Raw genomic sequence first — 16,702 nt, 5'->3', positions numbered from 1 at the left:
GTTAAGGTGCCGTGGTCAGGAGTTTTGTCGTGTCGAATCGCCTGAGCGTTCGGATATCGTTGGACAAAGTAGGGGGAAGTAGAAGCATGAGTGAGTCAAATATTCCATTGGTCGATCTGGGTATCGCGCATCGGCGAGTCGCCGAGCAGGTAGCGGCCGGGTTCGCTGAGGTTCTCGAAAACACGTCGTTCATCCTCGGGCCACAGGTGAAGAGATTCGAGGAGGATTTCGCGCGCTACAGCGATTCAAGCTATTGCGTCGGGGTGGGCAATGGGACAGACGCGATTGAACTTGCCCTGCGAGCATGCGAGATCGGTCCTGGTGACGAGGTAATAATCCCGGCGAACACCTTTGTCGCGACCGCAGAAGCGGTCGAGCGCGCGGGTGCCAAGGTGGTATTGGCCGACATCACCGATGACTATCTGATTGATCCCGCATCGGTGGCGGGCCGGATCACGCCGGCGACGAGAGCGGTGGTCGGCGTACATCTCTTCGGCCAAATGGCGCCGATGACGGCTCTGCGTGAAGTTGTCGGGCCTGACGTAATTTTGATCGAAGATGCGGCCCAGTCGCAAGGCGCGAGGCAGAACGGGCAACGTTCAGGATCATTTGGGCAGGCTGCGGCCACGAGCTTTTATCCCGGAAAGAATCTTGGGGCATATGGCGATGCGGGCGCGGTGCTCACCTCCGATCAGGCGGTTGCAGAGCGACTCCAGGCAGTCCGTAACCACGGTGGAATCCGGAAGTATGAACATGAGCATTTCGGGTTCAACTCGCGGCTCGACAGCCTTCAAGCGGTTGTGCTTTCCGCAAAGTTGGCGGTGCTCGATGACTGGAACGACGAACGCCGCGCCGCAGCTGCCTTCTATACCGAGCTTTTGGCCGACGTACAGGGAGTTGACCTTCCGGTCACGGCACCGGGTAATGAGCATGTCTGGCATTTGTATGTCGTCGCGGTCGACGATCGGGACCGCGTCCTCGCCGAGTTGAACGGAGCCGGAATCGGCGCGGGCATTCACTATCCGGCCCCTGTTCACTCGGTTCCGGCGTTCGCTCATCTCGGCTACAGCACTGGCGATTTTCCGGTCTCAGAACGCGCATCCGGACGGATCGTCTCACTACCGCTATTTCCTGGTATTACGGAGGAGCAACAACTGCGTGTCGCCGACGCTGTACGAGTCGCGGTCGTGAAGGTCAGTGCGCTCGAGCCGGCAGCCTCTAATCAACGTGGCCGTTAGGAACAACGATGTCGACCTCGCGTGCCTTTCATATGCTCGCAGTAGGAAGCCGCACGCTTCGACAGCAAGGTGCGCGGGCGGCTGCACAGAGGGCCGCCCGCTTCGCCTATCAGACGTTAGGGGCATCTGAACTTGAGGTTCCGCTTGACGTCAGGGACATAGCAGATTCAACACGGTTGCGGCTAGCTGCTCCTGATGTCCGTCCTGCCCGTGGAAGCCGCCTGCGGATCGGGTGGATATGTACGCCGCCAAGCCTCGGATCGGGCGGTCACACGACCATGTTTCGCATGATCCAGGCGCTTGAGGAAGCCGGCCACGCGACCGTACTCTTTCTGCACGACCGATTTGGCGGCGACGTGCGTCACCACGAACGTATCGTCCGTGAAGGGTGGCCCGACGTCCGATCGGAGGTCGTAGACGTCGCTGGAGGAATCCGAGGCGTTGATGCATGCATTGCGACGGGTTGGCCATCAGCGCATGTCCTGGCTAGCGCAGGAACCCAGGCGATGCGTCGGCTCTACTTCGTCCAAGACTATGAACCGTATTTTTACGCTCGAGGTTCCGAATATGCCTTGGCAGAAGATACGTACAGATTCGGATTTCGATGCATAGCGTTGGGTCGAATGGTAGGAGACCTCCTCCGCTCGGAAGTGGGAGTCGATGCGGATGTTACCGAATTTGGATGTGATACAAACGTGTATCGGCATCTGGGACCGCAATCGCGTTCAGGTGTCGTCTTCTATACCCGTCCAGTAAATGCGCGCCGCGGCTATTTACTCGGCACGTTGGCATTGGAGAAATTTCATCAGCGTCATCCGGAGCAGGAGATTCACGTATACGGGCAGAAAACGGTCGATTTGCCGTTTCCTGTGACGAATCATGGGCGACTCACCCCTGCCCAATTGAATGAACTCTACAACAAAACAATTGCCGGAATAGCGATGTCGTTTACGAATATCTCGCTTGTAGCCGAAGAAATGCTCGCAGCCGGCACGATTCCAGTCGTAAACGACTCGCCTTACGCGCGCGCGGATCTACCAAGTGAGTTCGCGTCGTGGGCGAAGCCGACGCCGGGAGCCATCGCAGACGCACTTTGCGCACTGGTCGAAGCCGAGGCAATTGAGGCGCGTGCGTTGCAGGCGGCATCCAGTGTCAGAGGCGACATGTGGCGACCGGCGCAGGCCGATGTGGTCAGAATTGTCGAGGATGAAGTTTATGGACCGCCCAGTCCGGAATTACAAAGTATTGCCGATAGTGGGGGCAATAACAGGTGAGGAATTCTAGGGATAAGACATTTCTAAAATAGCTGCAGTTATTTTGAGTCCGAATTTGGCGTCGAGAACCAGTAATCAGACGCGCATGGTAGTGATCGAGGCGACATCTCCAGCAATTTGGGGCTGGAGACGCCGCCTCGCGTGCAATGTTCGACGCCTAATTTGATGGTTGGGAATCGATGAATCTTAAGGGTTGAGGATCTTGCCATCATCCCAACTGTTGTTGGACCAAACGTTCCCACTACCGCCTGCGGGGAACGATGTCGCGGCTCCAAATGCGCCGCACTTTCCGTTATTTCCGCGTTGGAACACGTTATTGGTCACTACGATTCCGGTCGGGTTGCTGCCGTAGGGTTTGCTGGGGTTGAGACCAGCGGCAAGACAATAGCCTCCGGGCGAGGCAACAAACAGATTATTGTCGTACGTAATGTTGCTGAGCGGTGCGAAGTCTCCGAACGAAGCAGCCGGACCCGTGCATCCGCCCCCGTTGCTATTGTCTTGGACGTCACAAGCGATGGTGTTGTGCTGAACGAGAACGTTCGACCCGCCGTTGCTCACGTAGCCATTGACATGCCAGTCCGAACCGGGCGCCATGTACTGGCTGTGCAACCATGAATCAGATATCGAGCAGTTTGAACCGCACAATACCGAGACGCGTGCGCCGTGCACATTTACGCGCTTCATCGTGATGTTGCTGTACCCGACAGCTGGGGTCTCTGAGGTACCGCCGTCGACTTCGGAGTCCGTAATCGATACGGAGGCCGAGTCGCTATCCGAGTCAATGTGTTTTGTGGTGCTGCGTGAGATCTGGACATTAGGAGCGGCGATCACTAGATCACAACTGATTGCCTTCGCATCAATAACCGTATTTGGCGTCGTGATCGTGCATGGTCCGCTGTAAGGGGTCAGCGCGACGCCTGCAGGAACACCCGTATTCGAAGGGCCGGGGAAACTGGTAGTCGCCGGTGGCGGCGGATCGGTTCCCGGTGCCGGGTCGGTCACGACTGGATCCACGGGAGTGGTAGTCGCAGGCGGGGTAGCAGCTTCACCGGCCTTGAAAACAACGTCAACGTAGTAGCTGGAATCCATCCAGGTTTGGTTCGGCATCCCGGCGCCGTACGTGTAGACACCGCTGTATGCAGTCAGGCTGCCAGAGGTAATGGTCTTACCGGGTGAGAGGACGCCGGTGTCATCGGCGTATTGGCCGTTCGGCGCGTTGTACGAGACCGTGTACTTCTGACCCTTCGCTACGGCGACTGGCGAGGACAGCGACGCTGTTTGCCAGCCACTTGCCGTCTCGCCGTTGAAGGTGACTGATGCGATCTGCTTACCATCTGAATTCCAGAGTTTCCCGGTATGAGTGCCCGTGTTCTGGGCAGATTTGTAGAACTGGATTCCGGATACTGTCCCGTTCTCGCTGCTCGCAAAAACAGTTCCTAGTTCGACCGAGGACGTATCGCTGTCTGCCGGGTTCTTCGGCGTCGGGTTGCCTTGCCAGATGGTTTGATTGGTTGGCGACTCTGCGTACGCATCGCTACTTTGGTGCGATGTGGCCATTGCAGCGCTGCCGACGAGTGCCAACCCCATCGCGCCGGTAAGTAGGCGAACGAGCGCCATTCGTCGCCTGGTGGGCGTGTGGGAACGACGTGAATTAACACGCATAATGAGTTACTCCTATTTGGTAGGTGCCATCCACACCGATGGCGACGGTCGGCGCGCGTGTGCCCGATAGTGCGCAAGGAAAGACCGCCACGACGTCCGGGATTTGGGGGCGACCGGGATCTACGAATCACCGGGTGGACATCGACTCAGGAAGTCTATGAGGACTTCCGCTGCGAGCACAACGTGAATCGTCAAACACCGCAGATTTGGCCGAGAGGCCTTGATTGTGGACGCCCGACTATGTAGGTGTGGACCAAAGTGCGGAGAGATCGGGGACCCGTGGTTTTTGCAGGCCGCCCGTTTCGCGCCACAGGTGCGATGGCCTCGACTTTCTCGTGGTTCCAAATTGAACTGATCGCATTCTTGCTTTGCCTTGCGTCGCCTGTGCGCGCGCCCGGAAGGCCCCAAAATCGTGCTTGCGGCCGGCCAAATATAGCGAATGTGCTAATCGTCACTGAAATAGATCCGCTCTAGTCTTTGAGCAATCCGATCCCGTCGCCTTATGGAAGCGGTCGAGGCGTCGCGCTACCGTCGCTCGGGTTACGTCTTGCCGCTTCCCGTCGCCAGTCCGCGCTGAGGCACACAGACATGCGGGTTAATTCGCCTTACGGGGCCTGTAGCGGACTCCCATCGTCCCATTTGTTATTCGACCACACGTTTCCCGTGCCGTTCGCCAGAAATGAGGTAGCGGGACCGTACGATCCGCATTTTCCGGTGGACCCGCGCGCGAAAATGTTGTTTCTGACAACTATTCTGGTCGGATTACTTCCGAACGATTTGGCTGGGTTGTATCCAGCGGAAAGGCAGTAGCCCCCAGGGGTGGCTACGAGCAGGTTCCCGTCATAGGTAATGTCTTTTAACGGCGCGAAGTCGCCGAACGAAGCGGCAGGTCCGGTACATCCGCCACCCGCGCTGTTGTCCTGCACGTCGCATGCGATTGTGTTGTGCTTGACAAGGACGTTAGATCCGCCATTACTTACGTAACCATTGACGTGCCAGGGAACGTCAGACGGCATGTACTGTTTGTGTAACCAGGAATCTTGCACAAGGCAGTTGGAACCGCACAGGACTGAAACGCGCGCGCCGTGCACATTGACTCGTTTCAGAGTGAGATTATTGAACCCGATTGCGGCGCCGTTCCAGGTGCCGCCATCTATCTCGGAGTCTTCGATGGTGATCGAAATATTATCGCCGTCGGCATCGATCCGATTGGTCTTGCTCCGGGTGACTTTCACGCCCGAAGTCGCAATCAGCAGGTCATCGCATGTAACCTGCTTTGCGTCAATCACCGTATCTGGTTTGGTGATCGTGCACGGTCCGCTGTAATCCGCGAGTTTTGTCCCGGAAGGCACCCCGGTGTTCGACGGTCCAGGAAAGCCCTCGTGCACACCGGAGTTGTCGGTCTCGGCGCTGGTCGAATGCGACGTGGTGTCACCTGATCGCGCGATTACCACGATGGCGACTGCGGCGATAACGATCACCGCGGCGGCCGTGGAAGCAACCGCTAACGTGCGGCGGGTGCGCATCTAGCTGAACTTACTTATGGCTGTCGTCGACGAATTGCGCGAGAGTTCCGACGGTCTCGAAGACCTCGCCGGTGAAGTCGGCGTCGTCGATTTCAAAGTCGAAGTGTGACTCGAGCGCGGCGGCCAGTTCGACGACAGCGAGCGAGTCGAGTTCGGGCATGCTGCCGAAGAGGGGCGTTGAGGCCTCAAGCGTGTCCGCGCGGTCTTCGATGCCGAGAACTTGGACGATTACTGCCTTGACGCCGTCTAATGTGGATGTACTGGTGCTTTCCATTGTGTGTTCCCCTTTGGATGTTGCTGTGTTCAAACGAGTATTTCGGCGGGCGCTGGGTGGCCCAGAAACGCGGTCGGACTTGCCGTGAGCCCGTATGCGCCGGCCTGAAACAGCGCGACGAGGTCACCGACTTCGGACCGTGGCAGGTCGACGTTGTCGCCGAGAAGGTCGAGAGGGGTGCAGAGGCATCCGACGACCGTGACCGACTCATCAACCGGTACATCGATCTTGTTGGCGACGGCGAGTGGGTAATTGCGGCGGATCACCTGGCCAAAGTTGCCCGACGCGGCCAGCTGATGGTGCATGCCGCCGTCGACGACGACATAGTTCCGTCCACGCGACACCTTGCGATCGACGATCCGAGTGATGTAGACACCACACTCGCCAACAATGTATCGCCCGAGCTCCATTACGACACGGGCGTCGGGCAGGTTCGGGCGGATCTCATCCGTGAGCAGCGCAGATAGATTATCGCCGATCGCTTCGAGATCGAGCGGCTGATCCTTATCGAAGTACGGAATGCCGAAACCGCCGCCGAGATTTAGATAGCGGATTGGCGATAGTGACTTGTCCGCGAGCGCTAAGACCAATTCGACCGTCTTCCGCTGCGCTTCGGCCAAAATGTCGGCGTGCAGATTCTGCGACCCGGCGAATACATGGAACCCAAGAAGCTCGACGTCGGCAGACGCCAAGTCCGTCAATAAGGCGGGCACCTGCTCGACATCCACCCCAAACTGCTGCGGGCCACCACCCATACGCATCCCGGACCCTTTGACCTGGAAGTCCGGGTTGACTCGGATGGCGACCCTCGGTCGCAGTCCAAGCCGGTCGCCAGCGCTCACCACCCGGGCAGCCTCCGACGCGGACTCTAATTCGATCGTGACACCCGCGGCTACAGCCTGACTCAGTTCCTGATCGGTCTTCCCGGGACCGGCGAAACTGATGTGTGAAGCGGTGAGCGGGGTATCCAACGCCGTCTGCATCTCCAATGCGGACGCGACATCGATCGAATCAACGAGTCCGGAGATGTGCTGAACGACCGCCGGCATCGGATTCGCCTTCATCGCGTAACTCAGCTCGATACCGGCGGGCAGCGTCGCGCGCAGAAGCTCTACTCGCGTCGTGAGGAGACCCCGGTCGTAAGCGAAGAATGGCGTGCTGCCGACGCGCTCAGCGAGTCGCTCGACTGGGATACCGCCCACGGTCAGTTGACCGTTCTGAGAGCCAAAGGCGGCGATAACGGGTTTGGGCGTCATGCACCGACCTCTTCGCGTAGTAGCTTGCGGTCGAACTTACCGTTAGGAGTGCGTGGGATCGCGCTGCGGGTGACGACGCTAGAGGGCACCATGAAGAGTGGTAGTCGATGCCGCATCGCGGCAATCAGCGCGGCTTCGTCAAGTGGATCGGAACCGGACGGACTGACCACGAGAAGTATCTTCTGACCCAGTGTGGCGTCATCGACTCCAAGCGCTACCACGTCACGTACCAAGCCAGTGCTGTAAGCCGCCTCCTCGACCTCGGTCGGGCTGACCCGGTACCCCGAGGTCTTAATCATTTCGTCCTTGCGCCCAACGAAGTACAGAAAGCCATCGTTGTCCGTCACAACAGCATCACCGGAGAAGACCGCGACCTCGGGCGAACGCCAGTCTTGGTTCCGGCCGGGCACGGGTCGGAACCGTTCAGCCGTACGCTCCGGATCATTCCAATAGCCCAGCGCGACCAGCGCGCCGCGGTGCACCAGTTCACCCTCCTCACCGAAGTCGCATGGCGAGCCATCCGGTCGGACGACCATGACCTCGGCGTTCGGGATCGCTTTGCCGATCGAATCAGGTCTGCGATCGATCTCCGCGGGGTCCAGGTAGGTCGACCTAAATGCTTCGGTGAGTCCATACATGAGGTACGGCGTCGCCGCAGGAAACTGGTCGCGTAACTTGTCGAGGGTCGTTCGGGGCATACGTCCACCGGTGTTTGCGAAGTAGCGCAGATTCTCGGTTGCGGCCGGGGGCCACTCCTGCGCGGCGATCTGAATCCACAGCGGCGGGACACAGGTCAGTCCGGTAACCGAATGCTTTTCGCATAGTCGCACGACATCACGTGGCAGCAGGTAGTTCATCAGTATCACGTGGGCGCCGGCACTGAATGCCGTCGTCAACTGGCTGAAACCGGCATCAAAGCTCAAGGGCAGCGCGGCCAGGATGACGTCGTCAGCGGTGTTGCCCAGGTACTGACTCACACTCTCGGCGCCGACGATCAGATTGCGATGGCTCAGAACGACGCCCTTGGGCCGGCCTGTGCTCCCGGACGTGTAAAGGATGGCGGCGATATCGAGATCGATCGCCGAGCGAAGTTGCGACGACGATCCGTCGTTGTCGAACACGACACTCCATTGGTGCACATCGACATCCCCGAGGTCGGGTGCATCTTTGGGCGTGATGCCCGTCGCGACCAATATGACGCTGCTCAGCGCATCGCATTCCTTCAGGTCATCAGCGAGCAGCGCGAGACGCTCGGGCGTGGTGACCAGCACTCGGACATCGCAGTCGTTGAGGATGTGCACGACCTGCGCGGGCTTGAGTAGTGGATTGACCGGCACGAATACGGCACTGGCCGCGGACGATCCGAAGATCGAGGTCACCGTCTCGATGCGTTTGTCGAGAAACACTCCGACCCGGTCGCCAGATCGCAGGCCAAGCCGGGCGAGACCGGCCGCCACTTGTTGAGTCTGCGCCCAAAGTTCCGCATAGGTGAACGTCGTGTCCTTGAACGTGAGCGCAGGCGCGTCGCCGTTTGACGTCGCGCGATGTTCTATCAGGTGATGAAGGTTGGTCTGCATTGTTGATTCCCGGTGTCTCGTTGTGGCTTACCAGGCCACGCAGGTCAGTTCGCTGTAGAGGTAATCGATCTGATCTGGCTGGAGGTGGCTACTGCGAAACATCTTTGGACGTGCCGACCGCAACAGCCGCGAACCGAGTGGCTGGTCTCCGACGATGCGAAGCTCGGCAAGCGTGACGGGTATTCCGTGCCGCACGAGTAGGTGCCCATAGACATTCCTCGCAACAGTGCGAAACAGGTTCGGGTTGCCGACGTAGAGGATCGAGGCAAACAGCGGGAGGTTCTTTCTCCGGTCCCGTCGGAAGATCACGTAGCACGATTCGCTTCCACGCTGCACCACAAGATGGTTCGCCGCCGGTGTGTGCGCGTGGTCGCGGTAAATCGTGAGGTCGTTCCCGGTCAGCACGCGAGCGATTTTCGTGGGATTGGTCGTAATGCGCGTCCGAGACGAGCCGACCCGCGGCAGGTTGGGAACCAGCGCGGTCGTTGTGTCGAGTTCTTGGAACTTGAGCCGTTTGTTTAGCGGGACCACATTTCCACTAGGTGAGAGGTCGGTGAAGTGGTAACCGACCTGTGCCAGCAGCGCTCGTACCAGCCGCAGGCCGTGTCCCCGGTGCGCTTCGAGCACGCACCACGCGGCGAGATTGCAGAACCGTTCGGTCGCGCCGGCGATCTGCCGCGCCGAGTAGAACGCGAGATATACGCCGACGATTTTGCCGTCGCGTGTCTGCAGCATGAATCCGTGGTTAGGGGCGTCGGACATCCACGCGGGATTGACGGCGCGCACCCATGCCTCGGGGGCGACGTGGTGGTTCAAGTTATCGTGCAGGAAGTGCCCGATTGGCACCAAGTCGGCGACCGTGATAGCGCTCAACTCGACCGAGACTTTAGTGGACATATTGATTAGCCCCGAAAACGCACACAAACTCATAACAGGTATTCACCCGGCACCGCCCCCTTCGCATACGATAGCAAAGAACTAGCGTCCGACCAGGGGGGAATGCGTGACGTTTGACAATCGCAACGGGATTGAGGCGACACGTCGACGGGGTGAGTGGCGATGACGGGCGTCGTGATCGCAGCACACAACGAGGCGTCGGTCATCGGTCGCTGTCTGGATAACTTACTGGCCGATTCATTGCCGGATGAGTTCGAGATCGTGGTCGTGGCCAACGGTTGCGACGATGCGACCGCCACAATCGCGGCAGCCCGAAATACGGTCCGGGTCATTGAGTTAGCGGAGCCAAGCAAACCGGCGGCGCTCAATGCCGGAGATGCGGCTATCGACGCTTTTCCGCGGATTTACCTCGATGCCGACATCGTCCTCACGACAGCGGGCGCCCGTGCGCTCCGAGATGCACTGCTCTGCCCGCCCAAAGCGACCCGTCCGGCAGGTTGTCCAACGCTCGCGGCCGTCCCGCGCCGCACACTCGATCTACGCGCGCGTCCGCTAATGGTCCGTGCATATTTCGCAATAAACAGTAGGCTGCCAGTCTTTAGGCACGGGCTGTTCGGCCGCGGCGCAATCGCGGTGTCGCGGGCCGGGCGGGCGCGGTTCGAGCGCTTCCCGGACATGGTCGCCGATGACTTATTCCTGGATTCCGTGTTCGACCAAGGCGAGAAGTCCGAAGTCGATCAAATTGAAACAGTCGTAGCCGCGCCACTGCGCACGCGCGACTTAGTGCGGCGCTTAGTAAGGGTACGACGCGGCAACGCGGCAATGCGAGCTGCGGCAAGGGAAGGCCAGGTTACGGTGCCGGTACGCAACGCTGACCGGTTCTCCTGGTTGCGCGACGTGATCGTGCCAGAGCCAAGGCTCGCCCCAGCCGCCGTGGTCTACGTCGCGATCACTGTCTGGGCGGCATTTCTGGCACGGCGGAACGCCGGCGCCGCGGAGCCCTGGGGACAAGACAACTCAACGCGTCCTGCGACACCCATCGTCCGGGGTGACAGTTGTGCCTGACACCAAGATCATCAACATCTGTTTCCACGGAATCGGGACGCCCGGCCGGGAACTTGAGGAGGGCGAGTCGGCGTACTGGATAACCGAGGAGAAGTTCCACTGGATCCTCGATGAGATCGCCGGCTGGCCAAACGTGCGTCTGAGCTTCGACGACGGAAACACCTCCGACATCGAGTTCGGGCTCCCGGCACTGCGTCAACGGGACCTCACGGCAACGTTCTTCGTATTGGCCGGGCGCCTGGAGACGGCCGGCAGTCTCGACCCCGACGGTGTCGTTGAGCTAAGAAAACATGGGATGTCAATCGGCTCGCACGGCATGGATCATCGACCGTGGCGAGGGATGGATCCTGCGACGCGGGACCGCGAGCTTGTCGAGGCCCGCGCTCGTTTAGCCGAGATAAGTGGCGAAGCAGTTAGAGCGGCGGCATTACCACTTGGCAGATACGACCGACGGTTATTGGGTGATCTGCGTCGACTCGGCTACGAGACCGTACACACCAGCGACCGGAAGGTTGCGCGGGCCGGCCAGTGGATGCAACCGCGGTTCAGCGTTCGCAGCGATGACACGCCCGCTTCGCTTCGCGCGAGCGCGCTCAGACCGGCAACACCACGGCAACGTGCCCGCTCCGCTGCCGTCGGACTTGTCAAACGGTTGCGGTAGAGGGATATAGCTCTTGTTGGCCCGCTAACGCGATGCCCGAATCGAATGGGGTCCGGGCGTCTCACGCATGCGTGACGGATTGACGAGCGCGCGCACGGCGGCTCGGCTCGTGGCTTTGCCCTGGAGCGCCCGACTTGATTCTCGGAGAAGCGTTGCCGCCCAGAACGGTATGGTTGGCAGGGTGCCGCGATGGCGACGGAACAGTCGCACTCGGTTCATCATCAGCAGCGACCACAATTCCGGTGACGCGCCAGAGCCGCCCTCAAGGTGAGTGGCTTGCGCGGATGGCACAAATCTCGTGGCGAAGCCAGCGTCGCCGGCACGTAAGTCGAAGTCGGTCTCCTCGGAATATAGGAAGTACGACTCGTCCCATGGTCCACAGGCTTTCCAGCATTCGGCGCTGATGAGCTGCGTGGAGCCCTCCGCCCAGTCGATCGGACCTTCGACGTCGTAAACGGCCGGATCACTCGCTACTTCGCCGAGCAGCGGGTAGCGGCCAGCTCGGCGCGCGCCGAGCAGCGCATCAGCGAGTGCTCTGGTTACGGTTGGGCGACGTCGGATCGACTCAATGAGCCGTCCGTGTGCGTCGATCAGCCGCGGAACTGCGATTCCGGTCCCTGGTTCGCGAAGGGCGCGCAGCAGTACGGGGATACTGCCTTCGCCGAGCCGGACGTCGGGATTCAGGGCGAGCACCGCGGTGTGCGCGGGCGCAGCCGCCACGGCTGCGTTGATCCCTGCTGCATAGCCGGCATTTCGACCGACCTCGACAACCGTTGCCTCGGGCGCGAGGCGCCTGACGGTTGCGACGCTGCCATCGGTCGAGGCATTATCCGCGACGACAAGATGGTGTAGGACGTCGGCGAATCCTGCGCTCAGCGATGAGATCAGGCCTTCAAGTACTGACTCGCTGTTAAATGTGACCACGGCAACGATCACAATCTCTTCAGTCTGTTTCATGCAACTTCCTGGCTTGGCGAATAGCCGGATGCAGGAGCCGCGGCCTCCGCCGCGGCAGGATCCGATTGCTGTGACTCGTAGCGAGCAATCTGCCACGCGGCGCCGGCCATCCCAATCAGGAGAAAAGTGAGTCCAGCGGCCATTGGAAAGGCCCACGCATCGAACGTCACGTAACTGATCACAACACCGGCGATTGCGCCGGACAGCGCGAGCGCGAGGTGTCGAGACCGAGGATTGGTTGTGCGTCGTCGCGCGCCGCGGGCGCAGAAGTAGCCAATTAGGAAGAGGGCTACGGCTGCGGACAGGCCAACCGCTCCGATTTCAACCAGCATGCCAAAGTATTGGTTGTCGAGGATCCGGTAATAATTCGCGGCGAAAGTGAACAGACCGCGACCGAGTATCGGATGGTTTGTGTAGAGATCGAAGACGGGGCCGTAGTCGTCGGTGCGACCGCTGATACTCGGGTCATTGGATAGATTCGTGAACAGTGACGTGATGGTGCCGACGAGCCCCGGGATCATGAGTCTGAGCGCGATGGCTGCGAAGGGCGCGATGAAGAGAGCGCGCCATCGCCACCGTGGAGGCCAACTGATCAGCATGATGATCAACGCGATCGCGGCCGTGAGGATCGCAGATCGTGACACGGACATCGGGATCGCGATCCCGATGCAAACAACGGGTATCCAGGGTGGAATTGCGCTCGGGTTGTGAATTGCCCGGTGCAACGCAAAAACGAAGATGCAGGCCATGACGACGCCGAACTCGATGGGATGTATCGCCGTGCTTGAGACGCGGTTGAGCACCGAACGGGTTGCGACCTCGCCGAAATCGGAGTTCGCGACCAGCCCGGGAATCTTGAAGAACGAGGCGATGTCTATCGCGGTGAAGAACTGAAGTATTCCCAGAGCCGCTACGAAAGTCCCCAGCCAGGTGAGCCACTTTGCGACCGTTTCGAGGTCCCGCCAGGAACGCAGACCGCTTGAAGTGACCAGCACGATTCCGAGCCACCCACCGAACGAGAGCAGTCCGCGGTCCGCAGCGTTCACCATTTTCTCGTTGATTTGCCCAATGGTGGCCGGGACCAGGTTAATAACGTCGCTAGTTGCTTCGTGAATAGTCGGTGGAATGAACCAGCCGTTCGACATTCCGGACACGTAACTTGCGAACACCGCAAGGGTCAGAACGGCTATTGCAATCCGTACTGGCGAGTGGCGACCTGTGTTGAATCCGCCGACCGCGGCGCAGACCCACCAGAGCAGCGCCGCCAATCCCCAAAGATTTGCGGGCGTCCCCGATGCGCCTAGTGGTCCGACGATTAGCCGCGAAGGAATGCAGAGCAGTAGCGCGACGTAGACGAGAACGAAGACTAGTGCCGGGATGCGCTGCGTTCGTTCGCGTCGGACCGGTGTTTCAGCGGCGAGGCTCACCGACGACCTCATGCTCAACGGTCGACGTTGCGCTGGATGCCAGTTCGCTGTCATTGTCGACCGATGGGGATTGTGGATCGGCTTGCGTTTCGTCGTCCGGCCCGGTCTCGCGACTGCGGCGTGCGCGAGAGCGCCTCGGCCGTTTGCGAGCCGGCCGATACCGGTCAATCATCAACGCGACGATCAGAGTGAGGATCACGCCTACCGCACCGATCACTGCGAGTGCGCGGATCTTGCTACCTGGTAGCGCCTCGGCAAACTGTGTAACGCTGAATGTGCGCGAGTGGATCAACTGGGTAACTGGAACATTCTCATCTTGTTGGATGCGGGCAAGTTCTCCGTCGAGCCGCTTGATTACTTCGTCCCGGGTGGCAACTGCGCGTTGTGGGTTCGTGTCGTCGGCGGTGATAAGCAGCAGCGGGCCGCCTCCGGGGTCGAGCGCGACAGCGTATTCGGACGTGAACCCCTTGGCTTTCATTTCGCGCTGGCTATCTTTGGTGCTTAGCGTTCCCGCGACCACGGACGCAGTGGTGATGAGTCCGGCCTGCAGGTTAATGTACGGGTTAGTCGGTGTTGTGATACCGGTCGCGTCCGCTGGGAGCAAGAGCAGCATCTGCCCTGACGCCTCGTACTGCGTCGGTACCCACTTTATTGCCAAACCTGCCGCGACGGCGATTACCACGAGACCCGCTACAAGGACGTACCACCTGCGTCCGAGTGCCTTCAGGACATCCCCGAAATACATACTGTCCCTTCATAACGCCACGAAGCAGCTTGCAACTACAGTCCCGAGAGTACTCGGCCTACCCTAAAAATGCCGTGTGAACTGGTCTGGCACTATTAAATGTGGTTGCCGACTCGGTCACGAACCCAACCAACTCTTCGGAGGGGAATCCACTATGTCTATCGGACGACGAGTTCTGATAATCGTTCAGAATCTTCCGGTCCCGTTGGATCGTCGTGTCTGGCTTGAGTGTCAGGCGCTCATCGCACGGGGTTACGCGGTGAGCGTGATATGTCCCAAGGGTCCGGGCGATCCCTCACGGCAGACACTCGATGGTGTCGCGATCTACAAATATCGACCGGCACCTGAGGCTAAGGGTGTCGGAGGTTTTATCGTCGAGTTCGTCTACTCATGGCTGCGCACCGCTTTGCTCTCGCTCCGGGTATGGCGTGACCGCGGATTTGACATCATTCAAGCGTGCAATCCGCCCGACACCTACTGGCTCCTAGCCAGACTGTGGCGGATACGTGGGGTCAAGTTCATATTCGACCACCATGATCTCAATCCCGAACTCTATTTGTCACGTTTTGGGAAGCCCTCCAGCTTCGGTGGTCGCGTTCAGTTGAATGGCTTGCTGTGGCTGGAGCGTATGACGTTTCGTGCTGCGCATCGCGTGATATCTACCAATGAGTCCTACAAGAAGATCGCAATCTCCCGGGGACATCGTCGTGCGGATGAGGTCACCGTTGTACGAAGCGGTCCGGATACGCAGTTGATGCGCCCTATATATCCACCGCCATCAATACGCCGAAACGGGCGGTACCTTCTGGTATACCTCGGCATCATGGGACCGCAAGACGGCGTCGACGTGGTGCTCGAGGTGATGGACGAATTGGTAAATTGGCGTGGACGCACTGACGTTCACGCGGCATTACTCGGTTTTGGTGACTGCTTCGAGGATCTTCGTCGTCAGTCCACCCAACTCGGGCTTGATGACTATGTAACCTTCACCGGTCGGGCAGACAAGGGCATGATCGCTGACTATCTCAGCGCGGCCGATATCGGCATGTGTCCTGACCGGAAGACGCCACTCAACGATATTTCCACGATGAACAAGACGATGGAGTACATGGCATATGCCCTGCCATCGGTGTCATTTGACCTGGCCGAGACTCGGGTCTCTGGTGCGGAAGCGGTGCTGTACGTGACGCCGGGTGACGTGAAGGCGTTTGCCGATTCGGTAGCCCGGCTGCTAGATGATGCGGAGTTGCGGGCCACGATGTCGCTTCGCGCGCGCGGCCGAGTCGTAAAGGAGCTTGATTGGCGACCACAAGCGGAGAAGTACGTCGGCGTATACGACGAGCTAGTCGGTCGCGAATCGGGGCTGGCCGCGGAATCGGGAACTACGTTGGAGGCTCTGCGTGCTCGAACGTCGATTGACGAGGAGCGCGGCCAGGAATTCGTGGATCTCGATGACGCTGACGAACTGCGCCGCTTCGTTCTAGAGCGGTCGGCGCCACAGTAGACACGCGTCGCTACGCTTTGATAGCGATAAGCGACTTAGGTATGCCAAGGAAGCGCTCGATGGCAATTTCTGAGTCCGGGAAGTAGGATCGAATTTCGGTTAGCCCTATTAGTTCAGTCCACATCGCGCCGTCACGCGCTTCCGCTAACGTCTTGGCACGCGTGTGCGTGAGTGGCCAAGACAAAGCGATGCGACTGCGCGCAGCCATTGGAAGGAACTGCATCCCGGGAAACAGCCAATGCGGCTCGACCGGGAAATATCGATACGGTGTCTGGATCCAGTGATTCGGCGCGAGGTCTTGTATTTGATGCGCGAGTTCGGCTCGCCGAGCGTGCCCACCCACGTGCTCGATCAGAGAATTCGAGAACACGAGATCAAATTCTCTCGACAGGCCAGCGGCATCTAGTACTTCTCTGGCCGTGCAAGCGTCGCCTGTCACATGCCGGAGCGAGCGGTCTGACCCGCTATCCTGATCTTCCAAATTGACGGTGATCACTTGCGCTGGACGCAATGGCGCGCGTCGCCACCATTCCAAGGTGCCTCCCAGGTCGAGTACGCGCATGCCGCCGAGACCTGGGAAATTCCTCTGCAATAACATCCAGCGTCGGGCACGTGCACGGGCGCCCACTGACGTCGGCG

General features: G+C 59.6%; 15 protein-coding genes. 5 read left to right on the top strand and 10 right to left on the bottom strand.

Annotated elements, in window-relative coordinates; translation table 11 throughout:
• The first annotated feature begins 86 nt into the window (after positions 1-86).
• Together CLV47_RS08150 and CLV47_RS08145 are read left to right on the top strand one after the other, a co-directional pair.
• On the top strand, positions 87-1,238 hold the full coding sequence (locus CLV47_RS08150; RefSeq protein WP_106348533.1) for a DegT/DnrJ/EryC1/StrS family aminotransferase: 1,152 nt from the start codon (positions 87-89) through the stop codon (positions 1,236-1,238).
• 287 nt (positions 1,239-1,525) lie between these two features.
• A complete protein-coding gene (locus CLV47_RS08145; RefSeq protein WP_202862459.1) occupies positions 1,526-2,512 on the top strand; it encodes a rhamnosyltransferase WsaF family glycosyltransferase in 987 nt (328 codons plus the stop codon).
• A 186-nt stretch (positions 2,513-2,698) separates the two neighbouring features.
• On the opposite strand, the gene CLV47_RS08140 is transcribed toward CLV47_RS08145, so the two are convergent.
• The 6 genes from CLV47_RS08140 to CLV47_RS08115 form a co-directional block, all read right to left on the bottom strand.
• Positions 2,699-4,129, bottom strand: coding sequence for a DUF4082 domain-containing protein (locus CLV47_RS08140; RefSeq protein WP_170111000.1), 1,431 nt, complete (start codon positions 4,127-4,129; stop codon positions 2,699-2,701).
• 650 nt (positions 4,130-4,779) lie between these two features.
• On the bottom strand, positions 4,780-5,700 hold the full coding sequence (locus tag CLV47_RS08135) for a hypothetical protein (protein WP_106348530.1): 921 nt from the start codon (positions 5,698-5,700) through the stop codon (positions 4,780-4,782).
• Positions 5,701-5,710: 10 nt separating this feature from the next.
• Positions 5,711-5,974, bottom strand: a complete 264-nt coding sequence (locus CLV47_RS08130) for an acyl carrier protein (protein ID WP_106348529.1) — start codon at positions 5,972-5,974, stop codon at positions 5,711-5,713.
• 29 nt (positions 5,975-6,003) lie between these two features.
• Positions 6,004-7,230, bottom strand: a complete 1,227-nt coding sequence (locus CLV47_RS08125) for a pyridoxal-dependent decarboxylase, exosortase A system-associated (RefSeq protein ID WP_106348528.1) — start codon at positions 7,228-7,230, stop codon at positions 6,004-6,006.
• Positions 7,227-8,807 carry an acyl-CoA ligase (AMP-forming), exosortase A system-associated gene (locus CLV47_RS08120; RefSeq protein ID WP_106348527.1) on the bottom strand — a complete coding sequence of 527 codons (1,581 nt, stop codon included), beginning with the start codon at positions 8,805-8,807 and terminating at the stop codon, positions 7,227-7,229. Before CLV47_RS08120 ends, CLV47_RS08125 begins: the two co-directional genes overlap by 4 nt.
• 27 nt (positions 8,808-8,834) lie before the next feature.
• A complete protein-coding gene (locus CLV47_RS08115) occupies positions 8,835-9,704 on the bottom strand; it encodes a hypothetical protein (RefSeq protein WP_202862458.1) in 870 nt (289 codons plus the stop codon).
• 162 nt (positions 9,705-9,866) lie between these two features.
• Between CLV47_RS08115 and CLV47_RS08110 the strand changes: the two genes are divergently transcribed.
• Both CLV47_RS08110 and CLV47_RS08105 read left to right on the top strand, forming a co-directional pair.
• Positions 9,867-10,769: a glycosyltransferase gene (locus CLV47_RS08110; protein ID WP_106348628.1), complete on the top strand. Its 903-nt coding sequence runs from the start codon at positions 9,867-9,869 to the stop codon at positions 10,767-10,769.
• Positions 10,762-11,430: a polysaccharide deacetylase family protein gene (locus tag CLV47_RS08105; protein WP_202862457.1), complete on the top strand. Its 669-nt coding sequence runs from the start codon at positions 10,762-10,764 to the stop codon at positions 11,428-11,430. Before CLV47_RS08110 ends, CLV47_RS08105 begins: the two co-directional genes overlap by 8 nt.
• Before the next feature lie 24 nt (positions 11,431-11,454).
• On the opposite strand, the gene CLV47_RS08100 is transcribed toward CLV47_RS08105, so the two are convergent.
• Genes CLV47_RS08100 through CLV47_RS08090 form a run of 3 tightly spaced genes read right to left on the bottom strand, consistent with a single transcriptional unit; the run spans position 11,455 to position 14,559 of the window.
• On the bottom strand, positions 11,455-12,387 hold the full coding sequence (locus CLV47_RS08100) for a glycosyltransferase (RefSeq protein ID WP_106348526.1): 933 nt from the start codon (positions 12,385-12,387) through the stop codon (positions 11,455-11,457).
• On the bottom strand, positions 12,384-13,814 hold the full coding sequence (locus tag CLV47_RS08095; RefSeq protein WP_170110999.1) for an O-antigen ligase family protein: 1,431 nt from the start codon (positions 13,812-13,814) through the stop codon (positions 12,384-12,386). The genes CLV47_RS08100 and CLV47_RS08095 overlap by 4 nt, the downstream gene beginning before the upstream one ends.
• A complete protein-coding gene (locus CLV47_RS08090) occupies positions 13,798-14,559 on the bottom strand; it encodes a YveK family protein (protein ID WP_106348524.1) in 762 nt (253 codons plus the stop codon). The genes CLV47_RS08095 and CLV47_RS08090 overlap by 17 nt, the downstream gene beginning before the upstream one ends.
• A gap of 154 nt (positions 14,560-14,713) precedes the next feature.
• Between CLV47_RS08090 and CLV47_RS22605 the strand changes: the two genes are divergently transcribed.
• Positions 14,714-16,063 (top strand): glycosyltransferase family 4 protein, encoded by a 1,350-nt coding sequence (locus CLV47_RS22605; RefSeq protein ID WP_106348523.1) that lies wholly within the window; start codon positions 14,714-14,716, stop codon positions 16,061-16,063.
• 10 nt (positions 16,064-16,073) lie between these two features.
• Here CLV47_RS22605 and CLV47_RS08080 read toward each other — a convergent pair whose 3' ends face one another.
• Entirely contained in the window at positions 16,074-16,625 is a 552-nt protein-coding gene (locus CLV47_RS08080; RefSeq protein ID WP_202862456.1) for a class I SAM-dependent methyltransferase, read from the bottom strand.
• Positions 16,626-16,702 lie beyond the last annotated feature (77 nt).

Origin of the sequence: Antricoccus suffuscus, assembly GCF_003003235.1 — a bacterium.
In the GTDB taxonomy this organism is placed as follows: Bacteria; Actinomycetota; Actinomycetes; order Mycobacteriales; family Antricoccaceae; genus Antricoccus; species Antricoccus suffuscus.
Note: the sequence above shows the minus strand (reverse complement) of the source record. Positions and strands in the feature narration are given on the sequence as shown.